Annotated in this window: 13 protein-coding genes and 1 pseudogene; 4 read left to right on the top strand and 10 right to left on the bottom strand. The window is 40.2% G+C overall.

Going from position 1 to position 16,638, the window contains the following annotated elements; all coding sequences use genetic code 11:
- A partial coding sequence (locus tag MKL62_RS03565; RefSeq protein WP_213030426.1) for a thioredoxin family protein occupies nt 1-788 on the bottom strand: 788 nt, incomplete at its 3' end.
- 261 nt (nt 789-1,049) lie between these two features.
- On the opposite strand from MKL62_RS03565, the gene MKL62_RS03560 reads away from it, so the two are divergent.
- On the top strand, nt 1,050-1,268 hold the full coding sequence (locus MKL62_RS03560) for a DUF1653 domain-containing protein (protein WP_005129083.1): 219 nt from the start codon (nt 1,050-1,052) through the stop codon (nt 1,266-1,268).
- A 36-nt stretch (nt 1,269-1,304) separates the two neighbouring features.
- A complete protein-coding gene (locus tag MKL62_RS03555; RefSeq protein ID WP_001133993.1) occupies nt 1,305-1,892 on the top strand; it encodes an O-methyltransferase in 588 nt (195 codons plus the stop codon).
- A 64-nt stretch (nt 1,893-1,956) separates the two neighbouring features.
- Here the strand turns inward: MKL62_RS03555 and MKL62_RS03550 are convergent, their stop codons facing one another.
- Together MKL62_RS03550 and ahpC are read right to left on the bottom strand one after the other, a co-directional pair.
- Nucleotides 1,957-2,172 carry a KTSC domain-containing protein gene (locus MKL62_RS03550; RefSeq protein WP_000024050.1) on the bottom strand — a complete coding sequence of 72 codons (216 nt, stop codon included), beginning with the start codon at nt 2,170-2,172 and terminating at the stop codon, nt 1,957-1,959.
- Between the two features lie 192 nt (nt 2,173-2,364).
- Nucleotides 2,365-2,928, bottom strand: a complete 564-nt coding sequence (ahpC, locus tag MKL62_RS03545; protein ID WP_005129082.1) for an alkyl hydroperoxide reductase subunit C — start codon at nt 2,926-2,928, stop codon at nt 2,365-2,367.
- Between the two features lie 352 nt (nt 2,929-3,280).
- Here ahpC and hrpA point away from each other — a divergent pair, with 352 nt between their 5' ends.
- Together hrpA and MKL62_RS03535 are read left to right on the top strand one after the other, a co-directional pair.
- Nucleotides 3,281-7,138 carry an ATP-dependent RNA helicase HrpA gene (gene hrpA / locus MKL62_RS03540; protein ID WP_030423698.1) on the top strand — a complete coding sequence of 1,286 codons (3,858 nt, stop codon included), beginning with the start codon at nt 3,281-3,283 and terminating at the stop codon, nt 7,136-7,138.
- 95 nt (nt 7,139-7,233) lie between these two features.
- Nucleotides 7,234-8,340 carry a beta-ketoacyl-ACP synthase III gene (locus tag MKL62_RS03535; protein ID WP_005129079.1) on the top strand — a complete coding sequence of 369 codons (1,107 nt, stop codon included), beginning with the start codon at nt 7,234-7,236 and terminating at the stop codon, nt 8,338-8,340.
- Between the two features lie 101 nt (nt 8,341-8,441).
- Here MKL62_RS03535 and MKL62_RS03530 read toward each other — a convergent pair whose 3' ends face one another.
- The 7 genes and pseudogenes from MKL62_RS03530 to benA form a co-directional block, all read right to left on the bottom strand.
- Entirely contained in the window at nt 8,442-9,704 is a 1,263-nt protein-coding gene (locus MKL62_RS03530) for an OprD family outer membrane porin (protein WP_005129077.1), read from the bottom strand.
- A gap of 44 nt (nt 9,705-9,748) precedes the next feature.
- Nucleotides 9,749-11,107: an aromatic acid/H+ symport family MFS transporter gene (locus tag MKL62_RS03525; RefSeq protein ID WP_005129076.1), complete on the bottom strand. Its 1,359-nt coding sequence runs from the start codon at nt 11,105-11,107 to the stop codon at nt 9,749-9,751.
- Between the two features lie 466 nt (nt 11,108-11,573).
- Nucleotides 11,574-12,767 (bottom strand): benzoate/H(+) symporter BenE, encoded by a 1,194-nt coding sequence (gene benE / locus MKL62_RS03520; protein WP_000212301.1) that lies wholly within the window; start codon nt 12,765-12,767, stop codon nt 11,574-11,576.
- A gap of 57 nt (nt 12,768-12,824) precedes the next feature.
- A complete protein-coding gene (locus MKL62_RS03515; RefSeq protein ID WP_005129075.1) occupies nt 12,825-13,610 on the bottom strand; it encodes a 1,6-dihydroxycyclohexa-2,4-diene-1-carboxylate dehydrogenase in 786 nt (261 codons plus the stop codon).
- Between the two features lie 21 nt (nt 13,611-13,631).
- The gene (gene benC, locus MKL62_RS03510; RefSeq protein ID WP_005129074.1) at nt 13,632-14,648 is read right to left on the bottom strand and encodes a benzoate 1,2-dioxygenase electron transfer component BenC; all 1,017 of its coding nucleotides are present in this window, start codon (nt 14,646-14,648) and stop codon (nt 13,632-13,634) included.
- A 52-nt stretch (nt 14,649-14,700) separates the two neighbouring features.
- A pseudogene (gene benB / locus MKL62_RS03505) lies at nt 14,701-15,220 on the bottom strand (benzoate 1,2-dioxygenase small subunit).
- A complete protein-coding gene (gene benA / locus MKL62_RS03500; RefSeq protein ID WP_005129070.1) occupies nt 15,217-16,599 on the bottom strand; it encodes a benzoate 1,2-dioxygenase large subunit in 1,383 nt (460 codons plus the stop codon). The pseudogene benB and the gene benA overlap by 4 nt, the downstream one beginning before the upstream one ends.
- Nucleotides 16,600-16,638 lie beyond the last annotated feature (39 nt).

Genomic DNA, 16,638 nt, shown 5'->3' with positions numbered 1-16,638 from the left:
GTCTTTTGCACAGAAGTGAAGTTTTCAATGTCCATGGTGTCCATGACCTGACCACCAAAGCGTTCAGCCACGATACCTGTGTTAATGCCTTTACGCGCTGCATAGATTGCAGCTGTTGCACCTGCAGGTCCACCACCAATCACCAATACATCAAACGCATCTTTGGCATTGAGTGCTGCTGCGTCTTTTTCAGCTGAGTTGGTATCAAGTTTTGCCACAATCTCTTCAAGGGTCATACGACCTTGACCAATGTGTTCATTGTCCTGGAAGACCATCGGTACAGCCATGATTTTGCGTTGTTCCACTTCGTCTTGGAAGAATGCACCATCAATCATGGTTGCTGTGGTGTTCGGGTTATAAATGGCAATCAAGTTAAGCGCCTGTACCACGTCCGGACAGTTATGACAGCTTAGCGATACAAACACATCAAAGTTAGCTTTGAGGTTTAAGCCTTTAATCTGGTTAAGCACTTCATCCGACACTTTAGGTGCATAGCCAGACACTTGTAACAGCGCCAAGATCAAAGACGTAAACTCATGGCCCATTGGTAAGCCTGCAAAGAACACACGAGGTTGTTCACCTGCTTTAGCCACACCAAAGCTTGGACGACGTGTATTATTACCGTCAAAACGGGCTGTTACCTTTTCAGAAAGCTCAGCGATTTCAGTTACTAATTCTTTAATTTGAGCAGCTTTATCTGATTCATCTAAAGCAGCAACTAATTCGATTGGACTTTCTAAACGTTCTAGGTAAGCTTTTAATTGAGTTTTAATGTTTTGATCTAACATCTGTTTTTTACTCCAATGCATCCAAATTCTTTCAATAGATGCATAGTACGTTAAAACAATGAATAGGTAAAACAGTATGTTTTTATGAATTTAATCGTTTTTTTGAATGTTGGTTTGCAACAACGCGTAAGTTAAGAAAGTGCAAAAGAGCATCTTAATTTCATTTTTAGTTTTGCAGTATTTTAAAGTGAAAGTGTTTGAAAATTTATATATGTTATATGGCTGTAAAGATTTTATGTCATAACATTAAAAGGTACTTTCATGTCATTGCAACGCGGCATTTATCAGCATTATAAAGGTAATCTCTATCAAGTTTTTTCTGTAGCAAAACACAGTGAAACTGAAGAGGAATTGGTCGTTTATCAATGTTTATATGGTGATTATTCAACTTGGGTTCGACCACTTGATATGTTTACTGAAACCGTGCAAATGAGTGATGGTAGCATCATACCGCGTTTTAAATTAATACAAAGTACTTAAATAAAATGGCTGTCATATAAAGAAGGAGTAAAATAGATGCCAAATACTATTTTCTTACAAAGAGTTGCTGATTTATATGACACCTTTAAACAGCATGACTCACAGCAATCCGATCGTCTACAAAGATATCGTAATATAGAAGTAGAATCTGCTCAGCTAATTTCCCAGCTTATTCGTATGCAGCAAGCCAAGTCTATTTTGGAAATTGGCACTTCAACAGGATATTCAACTTTGTGGCTTGCTGAAGCTGCCCAAGCGACTGGTGGGCAAGTCATTACAGTTGAAATTGATGCAAAGCGAAGTGCAGAGGCAAAACGTCATGTAGCTGAGTTAGAGCTCAGTGAAATTGTTCAATTTTGGGTAGGAGATGCAGCCGATTACTTAAAAGCAGCTCAGGAAAAATTTGATTTTATTTTGTTAGATGCTGAACGCGATGCATATGAAAATTATTGGCCAGATTTAAAACGCCTAATGAAGCCTAAAGGTGGGGTTTTAGTTGTCGATAATGTGATATCCCATGCGGCAGAAGTAAATCGATTTATAGCTTTAATTAAAAAAGATCCGGATTACATGAGTAGCATTTTGCCTGTCGGCGCAGGTTTGTGTTTAGTGGTCACAAAATAGTTATGCTGAAATAATTTTTCATATTCCAGTTGGGGCCTGTTTTGAACAGGCCTTTTTTATAATTTTATGAGGCAATCACCAAAGAGAGTCGGGTAAAGTGCAAATTAAATTCTAAGTATTTGTGTACAAAAGCGGCTTTATCGGTTGAACGCAATAAGTTGTCATAAACAAACTCAGGAACAGGATGATAAAGATCTCCTGAGCCATCGCTATAAAAGATTTTTAAATGACGCGATGTCGCATTGTATTTCCATGAAGTGACGACCGCTGTATTCGCCATAAATGCACCCCTTTATTTCATATCAAACGTACTCAAAAAATAACCAGTTGTTTATTTGACATTACTCAATGTTTAGGTAACGGGGAAGGGCAGAATTGTAAAAGTATCAGTAGAAAATGTGATGTGCTTATTCAAAACAAAAGAACCATCCGATAAAGGATGGTTCTTTAGGTTTTTAAAATCTAAGAGAGATTAGATTTTACCAACTAGGTCGATAGATGGAGCAAGAGTTGCTTCGCCTTCTTTCCATTTAGCTGGGCAAACTTCACCTGGGTGAGCGTGTACGTATTGAGCAGCTTTTACTTTACGAAGAAGTTCAGATGCGTCACGACCGATACCGCCAGCGTTGATTTCAACGATTTGGATTTTACCTTCTGGATCGATAACGAAAGTACCACGGTCAGCTAAACCTTCAGACTCGATTAAAACGTCAAAGTTTTTAGAAAGAGTCCAAGTTGGATCGCCGATTAATGGGTATTGGATTTTCTTGATCGCGTCTGAAGTGTCGTGCCAAGCTTTGTGAGTGAAGTGAGTGTCAGTAGAAACACCGTAGATTTCCACGCCTAATTTTTGGAATTCAGCGTAGTTATCAGCTAAGTCTTCAAGCTCAGTAGGACATACGAAAGTGAAGTCAGCAGGATAGAAGAATACAACAGACCACTTACCTTTAAGGTTAGTTTCGTTCACTTCGATGAATTGGCCGTTGTGGTAAGCAGTTGCTTGGAAAGGTTTAACTTCAGTATTAATCAAGCTCATCATTGTCTCCATGATTGAGGTTTATATTTAAACTTGTTTACGAGATGTAGAATAAATAAAAATTCTTTATTGGGGAAATAGTATTTTTACATGACTAAAATCGGAAAATTGAATAAGTATGAAATTTTCGATTTTTAAGTCCCCAAATACTGTATTCGATTTGACTGCAAAAACATGTAAATCAAATGACAGTTATAGTAAAAGAAACTTGCCTAACAACATGAAGCTTACCTACTAAAAATTCAAGGGTGAAATGTAAAAAAATTAAAAATATATAAAAAACCAATTGTTTTACCTTATGGTCATTAAGGCGTAAAATAGAGGATTGTTGAATTTTCAGGAAAATTTATCTGTGCTGAATGGTTTAAATATAGATCAATGGGTGATGGCGAGAGATCGTTACCGTTTAAATCGTTTACGTAAAGATAAAAAAGCCAATACTGCAGAGATTGAAAAATTATTTGAACAGTCTAATGCAAAAGTTAGACAACGTTTTGAACGCTTACCAAAAATCACATTAAATCAGGACCTTCCTGTAACCCAATATGCTGACCGTTTAATTGAAGCGATTCAAAAGCATCAGGTCATTATTGTGGCTGGTGAAACAGGTTCAGGGAAAACTACTCAGCTCCCTCAAATTGCAATGTTAGCAGGGCGTGGCTTGACTGGTATGATTGGTCACACCCAGCCACGCCGTTTAGCTGCACGTAGTGTGTCGCAGCGTATTGCAGAAGAAGTCGGCGAAAAGCTCGGCGAGTCAATTGGTTTTAAAATCCGTTTTAATGAACAAGGTTCGCAAGATTCGATTGTCCGTTTAATGACCGACGGTATTTTGCTTGCCGAGTTAGGTAATGACCGCTTCTTGTCTAAATATGACACCATCATTATTGATGAGGCGCATGAGCGCTCACTCAATATCGATTTTATTATGGGCTATTTAAAGCAGTTACTGCCAAAACGCCCAGACTTAAAAGTCATTGTGACTTCGGCAACTTTAGATGTAAATCGTTTTAGTAACTACTTTAATAATGCACCAATTTTTGAAGTAGAAGGGCGTAGTTATCCGGTTGAAGTGCGTTATCGCCCAATTTCAGAAATGAATATTGGTGGTAGTGATGACGACGAGTTCGATGACTTTGAAGAAAACCTGCCGCGTGCAGTCGTACAAGCTGTAGAGGAATGCTTTGCTGATGCCGAAGAAAAAGGCCATCCAGAACATGCAGATATTCTGATTTTCTCAAGTACAGAGCAAGAAATTCGAGAATTGCAGGAAACCTTACAAAAGTACGGGCCGAGACATACCGAAATTTTACCTTTGTATGCACGCTTAGCCGTTTCTGAGCAACAAAAGATTTTTAGCCCAAGTGGAAAGGGCCGCCGTATTATTATTGCGACGAACGTTGCAGAAACTGCACTGACTGTTCCTAATATTCGCTACGTGATTGATAGCGGCTTTGCACGTATATCTCGTTATAACTACCGTTCACGCGTGCAACGCTTACCGATTGAGGCAATTTCACAAGCTGCAGCAAATCAACGTAAAGGGCGCTGTGGTCGTGTTGCTCCAGGTGTATGTATTCGTTTATATAGCGAAGAAGACTTTTTAAGTCGTCCTGAGTTTACCGAACCTGAAATTAAGCGAACTAACTTAGCATCGGTTATTCTGCAAATGCAGAGCTTAGGTTTAGGTGAGCTGGAAAATTTTGATTTCATTGAGCCGCCAGATTTCCGTCTAGTCAATGATGGTCGTAAGTTGCTCATTGAGTTAGGTGCGCTGAACGAGAAGAAAAATGAACTGACCAAAGTCGGCCAAATGATGGCACGTATGCCGATTGATCCAAGACTCGCACGTATGATTGTGGGTGGTGCTCATTTTGGTGTACTCAAAGAAATTTTGGTGGTGGTCAGTGCACTCGCAGTTCAAGACCCGCGTGAACGTCCAGCAGATAAACAAATGCAAGCTGATCAAAAGCATGCATTATTCAAAGAGGCAGATTCAGATTTTCTGTTTTATTTAAAACTTTGGGATACTTTAAATCCTAAAGGTGAAGCAGGAATGTCGGAAAACAAGCGTCGTCAATTTGCTAAGCAGCATTTCTTAAGCTGGTTACGGTTACGTGAATGGAAACAGACACACCAGCAGCTAGTTGAGCTGGCCGAAGGTTTAAAACTTAGTTTTAATGAAAAGCCTGCAAATTATGAAAACTTGCACCGTGCGTTGCTAACAGGTTTATTGTCTTTTATTGCCAATAAAACTGATGAACGTAATACCTTTATGGCAGTGCGTCAGCAAAAGGCTAAAGTTTTTCCGGCGAGTACGTTGCATAAAACCAATACTGCATGGGTGATGGCTTTTGAGATGGTTGAAACCTCTCAGGTCTATTTACGTACATTAGCAAAAATTGATCCTGAATGGATTTTGCTTGCTGCACGCGACTTATTGAAATATCACTATTTCGAGCCGCATTGGTCTAAAAAAGCCGGTATTGTAAATGCTTATGCACAAATTTCATTGTTTGGTTTAATTATTGAACCGAAGCGTTTGGTTAATTTTGAGAAAGTTGACCAACCTGCTGCACATGAGATTTTCTTACGTGATGCATTAACCACAGGAAATCTGGGTACAGTTCCACCATTTTTAAAACACAACTTGCTTAAACTTGAAGAAGTAGAGCGAGTTGAAGATAAATTACGTCGCCGCGATTTGGTGGTCGATGAAGAAACGATTTATCAGTTCTATGCGTCGAAAATTCCTGAAGAAATTGCGAGTCGTCGTAGTTTTGAAGACTGGCGTGCAACTGTAGAAGCAAAAAATCCACGTTATTTATACGTGGAAGATGATGCGCTTTGGCTCAATGACCGTCCGACCACGCAGCAATTCCCTGATCATTTACATAATGGTCAGTTACGCTTGGCAACTACTTATCGCTTTGACCCAAGTCATGATGAAGATGGCGCAACGGTCCAAATTCCGGTACAGGCATTGCCTCAGGTAGATGAAAATATTTGGTCGTGGGGGATTCCAGGCTGGCGTTTAGATCTCATTGAAGCCTTATTGAAAGCCTTACCAAAAGATAAACGTCGTAACCTCGTACCAATTCCAGATACGGCGCGTAAGCTCATGCAAGGTATTGATGCTGTACATTTGCGACAACATATCTTTAGCTATCTGGCGTTTGCTTTACGTGGTGAGCAGATTACGGAAAAAGATTTTTCATTTGAACGCATAGATCCGTATTTGGTGCCTTTTATTAAGGTGATTGATGAAAAAGGTAAATTGATCGCCAAAGGCCGTGACTTAGCTGAGTTGAAGGCTCGTTGTCGCGTAGAAACGCATCGTCCGGTGAAACAGCAAAAAGGTGAATTTAAAACCTTCCCTGAAAACTTTACCTTTGAAGCTTCACAGAAGGTGACAGGTGTTGTTGTTAAACAATATCAAGCTTTAGTACCAACTAAAAATTTTGCCGAACTTGAGGCGAAAGATGAGCCCGGCGTGGTTATACAAACATTTAACGATCAGGCAGAGGCGATTAAACAGCATCGCGAAGGTATTATTCGTCTGGTCCATATGCAACTTGGCGATTTGGTTCGCCAGTTGAAAAAGCAGATTTCAAAACCGCTCGCATTGGCATATTCACCTTTGGGCGATAAAGCTAAGCTTGAGCAGATGTTAGTCTATGCAACCTTGCAAATGGCAATTACGACTTTGCCAATTAACGCTGACGAATTTAATAAGCTGCTAGATCAGGTCAAAAAACAATTTTTGAGTTATGGTCAGCAAGCACTGGAGCAATTAAGTGATATTTATATTCAGTGGCAACAAATTCGTCGTCAGCTTTTAGTGCTTGATCCAGAAGTGTTTGGACGCAGTATTGATGATATTGAAGATCAACTCGATTTAATGTCACTTGGCAATTTTGTTTACCGCCAACCAGTCGATCTTTGGCAGGAATACCCGCGTTATTTAAAAGCACTGCTATTGCGTTTAGATCGATTGCCAAATAATCTACAGCGAGATCATGCTGCAATTGACGATGTCGATCCATGGATGGACAAGGTATTTAAATTCAAAAACGATCCAAAAATCAAAGAATTGTATTTGATGTTGGAAGAATTCCGCATTTCTTTATTTTCTCAACCGATGAAAACCAAGATGCCTATTTCGCCAACTCGACTGCAAAAGTTATGGGATCGTTTGGGAATCAGTTAAGATAGATCGGGGTCTGTTTATGCTGTTGTTTAGCCTACAACGCAATTTATAAATGAAAGATTAACAGACCCTATTCATTTTTTTAGGAGTTTTACATGGGCATTCGTATCACAGGTACTGGGTTATTTCACCCAACAGAAATCATTTCTAATGAAGAACTGGCCGACAGTTTAAATGCTTATGTGGAACAATATAATCAAGAGAATGCAGAGAAAATTGCAACAGGTGAGCTAGAAGAGTTACGTGGTTCTAGCGCTGAATTTATTGAAAAAGCGTCTGGTATTAAGCGCCGTTACGTGATTGAGAAATCAGGTATCCTCGATCCAACACGTTTGCGTCCTCGTTTGTCTGAACGCTCAAATGATGAACTTTCACTTCAAGCAGAGTGGGGCGTGATTGCTGCGAAGCAGGCAATGGAAAATGCAGGCGTAACTGCTGAAGATATCGATGTTGTAATTTTGGCATGTTCAAACATGCAGCGTGCTTATCCAGCAGTTGCGATTGAAATTCAGTCGGCACTTGGCATTCAAGGTTATGCCTACGATATGAACGTTGCATGTTCAGCTGCCACTTTTGGTTTGAAACAAGCGGCAGATGCAATTCGTTCAGGCGCTCGTCGTGTTTTATTGGTGAACGTTGAGATTACTTCTGGTCATTTGGACTATCGTAACCGTGATTGTCACTTCATTTTTGGTGATGTTGCAACGGCTTCTATTATTGAAGAAACGACTACTAAAACTGGTTTTGAAATTTTAGATATTCATTTATTTACTCAATTTTCAAACAACATTCGAAATAACTTCGGTTTCTTAAACCGTAGTGAAGATGCAGTGGTTGACGACAAGCTATTCCGCCAAGATGGCCGCAAGGTATTTAAAGATGTTTGTCCATTGGTGGCAAAAATCATTAATGCGCAGTTGGAAAAAATGCAGTTAACTGCAAACGATATTAAGCGTTTTTGGTTACATCAAGCCAATGCCAACATGAATGAATTAATCTTGAAATATGTGGCCGGTAAAGAGGCAGATTTAAGCCGTGCACCAATTATTCTAGATGAGTTTGCCAATACTTCTTCAGCAGGTGTAATTATTGCTTTACATCGTACAGGCCACGAAGTAGATGATGGTGAATATGGCGTGATTTCATCTTTCGGTGCTGGCTATTCAGTAGGTTCAATTGTTGTACAAAAGCACGTTGCTTAAGTTACTAGATTAATTAAAAACGCTCGTAAGAGCGTTTTTTTATGGCTCAAAAATAATAAAGCGAGCTAAATATTAGCCCGCTTCATTTGAATCAAAAATGATTAAAACTTTTTAGTGTAGTTTACAAACAAGCGATCTTCACCAAAGTCATTGCCATGTTTTACGTTGTAATCAATTCGAATATATTGCAGGGCAAAGCCTTTTAACAATGGCTGCTGAAACGCATAGTTTAAAATCACATTCGACTCGGTTTCGTGGTTTTTCTCGCCATTGGCTGCTTTAAAGTCATGACCGTAAACATATTTCACCATTGCATTTAGGCCAGGCACATAGTCTTTAAAGTCGTAGCCGTACATCACATGATAAGACTTCTCATCTTCTTTAAAGAAGCCAGTGGCATTCCAGTTAATGAAATAGGTTTCTGGTAAGAAACCATCCGGTAATGGATAAGCCGACTCACCAATAATTTGCTGGTAGCCCAAGCCAAAGGTATGATTTTTTACTTTAAGTGTTTCTAGCACCCCGATGTTTTGCGCATCAATATCAAAAGTATTGCCATCATCTTTTGCATTGAAGTACTTAAACTTAGATGTAAGCGCAAAATTAGGTTGTTTCCAATTATGCTCAAGCCCTACATAGTGTTTATTGTAGAGATCTTCTAAATTACCAAAGTAATATTCACCCTTTAGCGACGGTGTGAATTGATAGCGCAGATCTATGTAATTTAAACCATCAGATTCTTTGGTCATTCCATTTGCCGTGAACGAAAACTTTTTAAAATCTTCTTCATTTCGTGGTGATACTTTTTCAACCCGACCAATTTCTGCATAAAGCTGATCTGAAAGTTGCGACTTAAGGTTGGTTCCCCAATAAGAGGCAAGCAATTGTCGGCTGGCATCCACAGCCGTTACTGGTAAGTCTAACCAGAGTTCACCGACACTTAAAAGGGTTTTGTCGTAGCCTAGTTTTAAAGTTGCGCCGTATTTTAAAAAGTCAGATGCTTGAGATTGCGTTTCCTTATTAAAAGGTAAGACCGTGTCCGCAACGTGTTTGTCTGAACTCAAGCGCACGGCGTATTGAACAGAAGCATCGGCACCAATCGTAATTGGCTTGTCTGCAATTTGCAGAGGGGTGTCATGCATTTTCGATTTATAAAATAATGAGGCTGCCTGAGACCAACTACCGGTATCTTTAAGGGCGTCATTATCAAAATCACGATTGATATAGGCATTTTTTAGCGTGAACTTCCATTCATCTTCGCTTTGTTGAGTGGTGTCTGCTGCCCATAAACTTGAGCTAGTTAATAAACCGAATAATGTAGTTATTGCTAAATTACATGGTTTAAAACGGTGTAATAATTCCATAATCCATTTCCAAAAAGATGCGCCAGTCCTCGGCGCATTTATGTTTACTGCTGGGTAAGCGTGTTTTGAGGGTTAAAAGTTGATGGCGTTTGTGCAGCAACAGAGGCTTTTAGATTGACCATAAATATTGCAAGTGCAGCAACTACACCCGGAATTGCAATCGCCAAGAAATTCATTTGGTGAGGAAGTTCAAATGAAAGTAAAGCACCTGTTAAAACTGGTCCAATAATCGCGCCAATACGGCCAATTCCCGATGCCCAGCCCATACCAGTTGAATGAAGTGCCGTCGGATAGAACTGCGCAACAAACGTGTAGAGTAAGATTTGTGAGCCAATTGTGGCAGCGCCGGCAATCGCAATCAGGCTATACAAAATAAATTGTGGACTATTAATGCCAAGCAGAATTAAAGCTGCTGATCCCACAATAAACATAATGGTAATGACAGGTTTTAAATGGAATCTGTCTGCTAAAGCACCACCACCAATTGCACCGACCATACCGCCAATATTAAGTGCAAAGAGGAACAACATGCTTGCACCTAATGAGTAGCCCGCTTGCAGCATGAGTTTAGGTAACCAGCTTCCTAAGGCATACACCATGAGTAAGCACATAAAGAAAGCAATCCAGAACATAAACGTGCTGAAGGTACGGCCTTGTTGGAAAAGTGCACGGACAGGTGCATCTGTTGTTGTACTTTCATTTAACACCAGTTGAGTATTGGCATTGACTTGAGTTTGAGGCGCAATTTTACTCACTATATTTTTTGCCTGTTCGCTATGATTAGATTTCACTAAAAAGGCGAGAGACTCTGGTAAAAATTTCCAAATGAGCGGGAGCAGTAACAAGGGAATACCAGCAATTAAAAACATGATTTGCCAGCCCATATCTTTTACGAGCCATGCACCGAGTAGCGCAGATGTCATGCCACCAATTGCATAGCCACTAAACATAATTGCGACCAATGTACTGCGGATTTTTTTAGGTGCATATTCGGTCATAAGTGCCACAACGTTTGGCATAACGCCACCAATCCCAAGACCTGCAATAAAGCGCAAAATAGCAAACTCAGTTGGTCCTTTGGCAAAGGCACCTATAAAGGTAAATCCGCTAAATAAGGTGACACAAATCAGGATGGTTTTTTTACGTCCAAGTTTGTCTGAAAGTGTGCCGAAAATCATGGCACCAAACATCATGCCGAATAGAGCGGCACTGGCGAGTAAACCAGCTTCAACAGCAGTTAACGACCATTGCTGCATTAACAGAGGAAGAGCAACCCCATAAATAACTAAATCATATCCATCAAAAATAATAATAAGTAAGCACCAGATTAAAACTTTCCAATGAAAAGATGTAAAACGGGCTTTATCAATTAACTCATTAATATTAACCTTGCTTGTGTCCATTTTCTTCACCTCCAATTTGTGAAGCATCGCGTTATTTTTTAATAAACTATTTTGTTATTGGAATAGAGTCAAAAACCTAATTGATATATCTTTATGTCTTTAAGGTATTGTATTTTTATTAAAATAAGTTATTGAAAAATATGTTTTATTTTAATAATTTGGTTGTTGCTTCTGTTATGTTTAAAATAGGGTTAAATATTGTATTGTGAGAATTTTAAGGATTTTATAGAAATCTTTTTATAGATTTTATTGCTGAGAATCACAGCTAGAAATATAGCTAAATTTATATTAGGAATTAAAGTGGAAATAAATAAAAAATATTAAAGTCAATTATTTTAGAAACTCATCTTAAAAATGAAATTTAATTTATATTAAATAAAAATTGCCAAATCAGGGATAGCGAATTATTTATATCCTGATTTGGCGTTTGAAGCTTTATTTTAGTGGTGGACACTTAGATAAAAAATTAATTTGTGGCTGGAGTTGAGCGTGGGGTAAGAATGAAATGGGCGATTACACCAATACAAATACCCCAAAACACTGAGCTTAATCCAAGAAAATGCATACCTGATGCGCTAGCTAAAAAGGTAATAAGTGCAGCATCACGTTGACCATCATTTTTCATGGCAACAGAAATATTGGTGGCAATTGCACCAAGCAAGGCTAAACCTGCCAGTGCTGCCACCAACTCTTTAGGAAGTAAGCTAAATAGCATGACAATACTGCCAGCAAATAAGCCACCTAAAATATAAAAAATTCCGTTGGCAATCCCTGCAATATATCGTTTTTCTTTAAGTTCATGTGCATCTTTACCCATACATAAAGCCGCGGTAATCGAGGCAAGTACAATGGTAATACCACCGACACAGGCAACGGCTAACGAGGCAATACTGGTCGCCGTAATAATGGGTTTGGCTGGCGTGTCATAACCGCTCAGTTTCATAATCGCCATACCCGGTAAAAATTGGCCGGTTAGACTGACTAAAATAAGAGGAACGGCGAGGTTGAGTGTTGAGTTCCAAGTCCATTCCGGGCTAATCCACTGGGGGATTGCTAAATTAAAATTCACATCAACCGGATTCATTTTGCCTAAAATGAGGCTTAATAAAACTCCAGCAGCTAACACCCAAATCATGGTGTAGCGAGGCATTAAACGTTTGGCAATTAAAAAGACAATGAGCATACTAAAGACAATCAAAGGCATGCTATCAGATGCGGTAAATAGGCTAATACCAAACTGAAAAAGAATACCTGCCATCATGCCCGCAGCAACATCTTGTGGAATCCACTTCAGTAATTTGTCGAAATAACCTGTAATGCCAATTAAGAAAATAACGATGGCAGAAGTAATATAGGCGGCTACTGCTTCATTCAATGAGATGTTTGGAAATAGGGTAACTAACAGGGCAGTACCCGGTGCAGACCACGCGGTAATCACAGGAGTTTTATATTTAATCGAAAGATAAATACCTGAAACGGCAGCGCCGATTGAAATTCCCCAAATCCATGACACCATCATATCTGTGGACACATGAGCACGCTGAGCAGCTTGGAAAAAAATAATCAGTGGGCCTGAGTAAGAAATTAAAACTGCAAGAAAGCCCGCAACTGTTGCTGATATGGACCAGTCATTTTTTAATGTCTTGAACAGGGTTGCCATGTCTGATTGCCTCCATGCAAATCATGTTATTTATCCAAATATATAAAAAGATCAGGGTTAACCCTGATCTCCACCTCCGACCGGAATGACCGATCCCGTCATATACGATGCTTCGTCTGATGCAAGAAATAAAATTGCATTCACTTGTTCTTGAATTGTGCCATAACGACCCATAAATGTTCGATCTTTTGTTTGATCAACTACTTGTTGCATCCAGTTTTTTTCATTTTGACTTAACGGATTAGTGTTACGTGGTACTTTGCGAGGTGGCGCTTCGGTTCCACCAGTCGCAACAGCATTGACTCGAATCCCGTCTTTAGCATGTTCAAAAGCAAGAGACGCCGTTAGGGCATTTACCCCACCTTTAGATGCGGAGTAGGGAATACGATTAATACCACGGGTTGCAATGGAAGAAACATTTACAATCACACCCGCTTGTTGCTTAATCATGGTCGGTAATACAGCGCGGCAGCACCATAAAGTTGGAAACAATGAGCGATTCACTTCCTTAATGATCTCTTCTTCGGAAAACTCTTCAAAAGGTTTCATCCAGATCGCGCCGCCTACGTTATTAATCAGGATATCTACCCGACCATAATGTTCGATGGCTTTTGCAACAACCGCTTGCGCGCCTGCATAGGTTTCTAGGTCAGCATTAATCGTGACAGCTTCACCACCTGCATGCTGAATTTCTGCGAGAACCTCTTGAACATATTCAGAGCGGTCAGCCATGATGACTTGCCCGCCCTCAGCCGCGACTTGTAATGCCACGCCGCGACCAATTCCTTGGGCACTACCCGTAACAATTACGACTTTATCAGTAAATCTTTGACGGTTTGACATAGATAATTTCTCCACCTTAAGTTAGTTTGCAGAGAATTTTTCAAACAAGAAATTAGCTGGTTTGATATTTTCAGTTTCTAACCAACTACGTACCGCCTCTACCATTGGCACTGGACCACATAGGTAAACATCAACGTCGCCACCGTTTAACCATTCACTTTCAATATGACTAGTCACATAGCCTTTGCGTTCATGGTTACTCTCAGGGCTTGCAACTACAGTTCGATATTCGAACCATGGAAATTTCGCCTGCAACTCATTGAGTTTTTCTAGAGCAACCAAATCAAAATCATTGGTGACACCAAAAACCAAGCGAACAGGCTGTTCTGAACCTTTTTCTTCAAGCACTTGTAACATCGACATAAATGGGGCAATGCCAGTACCGCCTGCCAGCATAAGCACTGGACGTACTACATTACGTAAATAGAAGCTACCGAATGGACCAGTAAAAGTCATTTTGTCACCAGCTTTGGCATTCTTGCTTAAGAATTTACTCATTTTGCCATTCGGTACGTTACGTACCACAAAGCCCGTTAAGCGGTTGCCCGGTTTTGAGCTAAATGAATATGAACGTGTTTCGCCAGTTTCTGGAATTGCAACATTCACATACTGACCTGCAAGGAAATGAATATCCGGTTGGCCATCATCAAGTTGAATATCAAATGTGATGGTTGAGTCTGATAAGTTTTCAACGCGGGCTAAAGTACCTTGGAAGCTATGAATTTCTGTTTTGCAAACATCTGAAGATGCTTGAATCTGAAATACGGCGTCTGAAGTTGGTCGACATTGGCAAGCAAGAATATAGCCTTGCTCAGCTTCTTCTGGTGTTAATGCATCTTCAATATAGCTTTCTTCTGGCATGTCATAATGACCTGACTCGCAAAATGCGCGGCAAGTTCCACATGCACCATCACGGCAATCCAAAGGAATATTAATTTTTTGGCGATAGGCTGCGTCAGATAGGGTTTCGCCTTGAGCTACGTTAATAAAACGTGTAACACCATCTTCAAATTGAAGTGCAATATTGTGGTTTGACATGGCATGTATCCTACAAAATATTTGAAACTTTTACCCTCAGCCAACAGTCCGTTTAGCTGAGGGGGTATGTCTTAGAGGTGATAAATATCAATGACTTGATTGATGTAGTCATTTTTCAAAACGACATACTTGCTCAAGATTTTTGGTTGATCACCTGAAAAATCGATCACATAATGTGACATACCGAAATAGCTGTAATTTGTCTTGTAACGGAAACTCAAGGTATTCCAGTTAAAGCGAACAGTAACTTTGTCTCCGTCGCGATCGAGAACTTCAACGTTGGCAATATTGTGGCTTGTGCGTGTGTCCGGCATAGTTGCAGATGAGCGTTCGGTTTTAATACGGAACACTCGATCTTCTAAACCTTGACGGTCTGGATAATAAATAAGTGAAATTTCAGATTGCGGATCTTCAGTTAATCTATCGTCGTCATCCCAAGCTGGCATCCAGAAAGAAGCTTCTGGCGCATAGCATTCAAGCCAGTCATCCCATTGTTCATCATCTAAAAAGCGAGCTTCACGATAAAGAAACTGAGCAATATTTTCTAAAGTTGCTTTGTCTTGAGTACTCATGCTGTTTCTCCCTGATCAGCAATTTCTTTCTCTGTAGCAATCGCGTGTTTCATGGTCTTTAACCAATATTGATGCTGGGCCAGATACAGGCCTTCATCTTCAGTTTTAATCCCACTTAACATGGGTTTTAAACCGATTTCGTTTGCTGCATCGTCTGGTCCATAAATCCAGTGTTTTGAACCACGGCACATGTCATTCCATTCAAGGGCAATACCTGCGTAGCCTGCCTGACAAGCGCGGAACTCTTCTAAATCGTCTGGTGTTGCCATACCTGAGGCATTAAAGAAATCCTCATATTGACGGATACGGCGTGCACGAGCTTCAGGTGCTTCACCTTTAGGCGCGATACAGTAAATGGTGACTTCGGTTTTATTGACCGAAAGTGGACGAAGTACACGAATTTGCGAACCGAATTGATCCATCAAATAAACATTTGGGTACAGACAAAGATTACGTGAACGCTCAATCATCCATTTCGACATCGCTTCACCGTATTTTTCGGTGTATTCGTCTGCTTTTGGGAAGTTAGGACGGTCTTCTGGGTTTGCCCATTGTGTCCACAGCAACATGTGTCCATTTTCAAAGCCATACGAGCCACCGCCTTGTTTACCCCAAGAACCTGCACTCATGGCACGAATGTTATCGGCAGCTTGAGTTTCTTTACGGTGCTGAGTCGTTGCTGCATAGTTCCAGTGAACAGCAGAAACATGGTAACCATCGGCACCATTTTCAGCAGTGAGTTTCCAGTTGCCTTCGTAGGTATAGGTAGATGAACCACGTAAAACTTCTAAACCATGTTCAGACTGGTCAACAATCATATCGATGATTTTGGTGGTTTCACCCAAAAATTCTTCAAGCGAAGGAACATCGGGATTTAAGCTACCAAATAAGAAGCCTTTGTAGCTCTCAAAACGAGCTACCTTTTTAAGGTCGTGTGAGCCGTCTTGGTTAAAGCAGTCAGAGTAACCTGCGTCAGTTGGGTCTTTTACTTTGAGCAATTTACCTGAGTTATTAAAAGTCCAGCCATGGAAAGGGCAAGTATACGTTGCTTTGTTACCACGCTTGTAACGGCAAAGTTGTGCTCCGCGGTGTGAACATGCATTGATCATGGCATTAAGTTCACCGTTACGGTTACGGGCAATGATAATCGGCTGACGACCAATATAAGTCGTGTAGTAGTCATTATTATTTGGAATTTGGCTTTCGTGTGCCAAGTAAACCCAGTTACCTTCGAAGATGTATTTCATTTCGAGGTCAAATAAGGCTTCATCAGTAAAAACTGAGCGGTGAAGTTTAAATTCACCTGTATCGATATTGTCTACAAGTAATTCATCAATACGGTCAAGATGGCTGGTATTGATTACAGGAATACGTGGCATGTCCGTTCTCCGACTTTCCAAAGGGTGGAAGTCATCAAG

The organism is Acinetobacter sp. AOR01_HL (assembly GCF_027855455.1).
Classification (GTDB): Bacteria; Pseudomonadota; Gammaproteobacteria; order Pseudomonadales; family Moraxellaceae; genus Acinetobacter; species Acinetobacter baumannii.
Note: the sequence above shows the minus strand (reverse complement) of the source record. Positions and strands in the feature narration are given on the sequence as shown.

Excerpts from the sequence above, each read along its gene's own strand:
- MKL62_RS03560 (WP_005129083.1), top strand. The coding sequence starts at position 1,050 with ATGTCATTGCAACGCGGCATTTATCAGCATTATAAAGGTAATCTCTAT.
- MKL62_RS03555 (WP_001133993.1), top strand. The coding sequence starts at position 1,305 with ATGCCAAATACTATTTTCTTACAAAGAGTTGCTGATTTATATGACACC.
- MKL62_RS03550 (WP_000024050.1), bottom strand. The coding sequence starts at position 2,172 with ATGGCGAATACAGCGGTCGTCACTTCATGGAAATACAATGCGACATCG.
- ahpC (WP_005129082.1), bottom strand. The coding sequence starts at position 2,928 with ATGAGCTTGATTAATACTGAAGTTAAACCTTTCCAAGCAACTGCTTAC.
- MKL62_RS03535 (WP_005129079.1), top strand. The coding sequence starts at position 7,234 with ATGGGCATTCGTATCACAGGTACTGGGTTATTTCACCCAACAGAAATC.
- MKL62_RS03530 (WP_005129077.1), bottom strand. The coding sequence starts at position 9,704 with ATGGAATTATTACACCGTTTTAAACCATGTAATTTAGCAATAACTACA.
- MKL62_RS03525 (WP_005129076.1), bottom strand. The coding sequence starts at position 11,107 with ATGGACACAAGCAAGGTTAATATTAATGAGTTAATTGATAAAGCCCGT.
- benE (WP_000212301.1), bottom strand. The coding sequence starts at position 12,767 with ATGGCAACCCTGTTCAAGACATTAAAAAATGACTGGTCCATATCAGCA.
- MKL62_RS03515 (WP_005129075.1), bottom strand. The coding sequence starts at position 13,610 with ATGTCAAACCGTCAAAGATTTACTGATAAAGTCGTAATTGTTACGGGT.
- benC (WP_005129074.1), bottom strand. The coding sequence starts at position 14,648 with ATGTCAAACCACAATATTGCACTTCAATTTGAAGATGGTGTTACACGT.
- benA (WP_005129070.1), bottom strand. The coding sequence starts at position 16,599 with ATGCCACGTATTCCTGTAATCAATACCAGCCATCTTGACCGTATTGAT.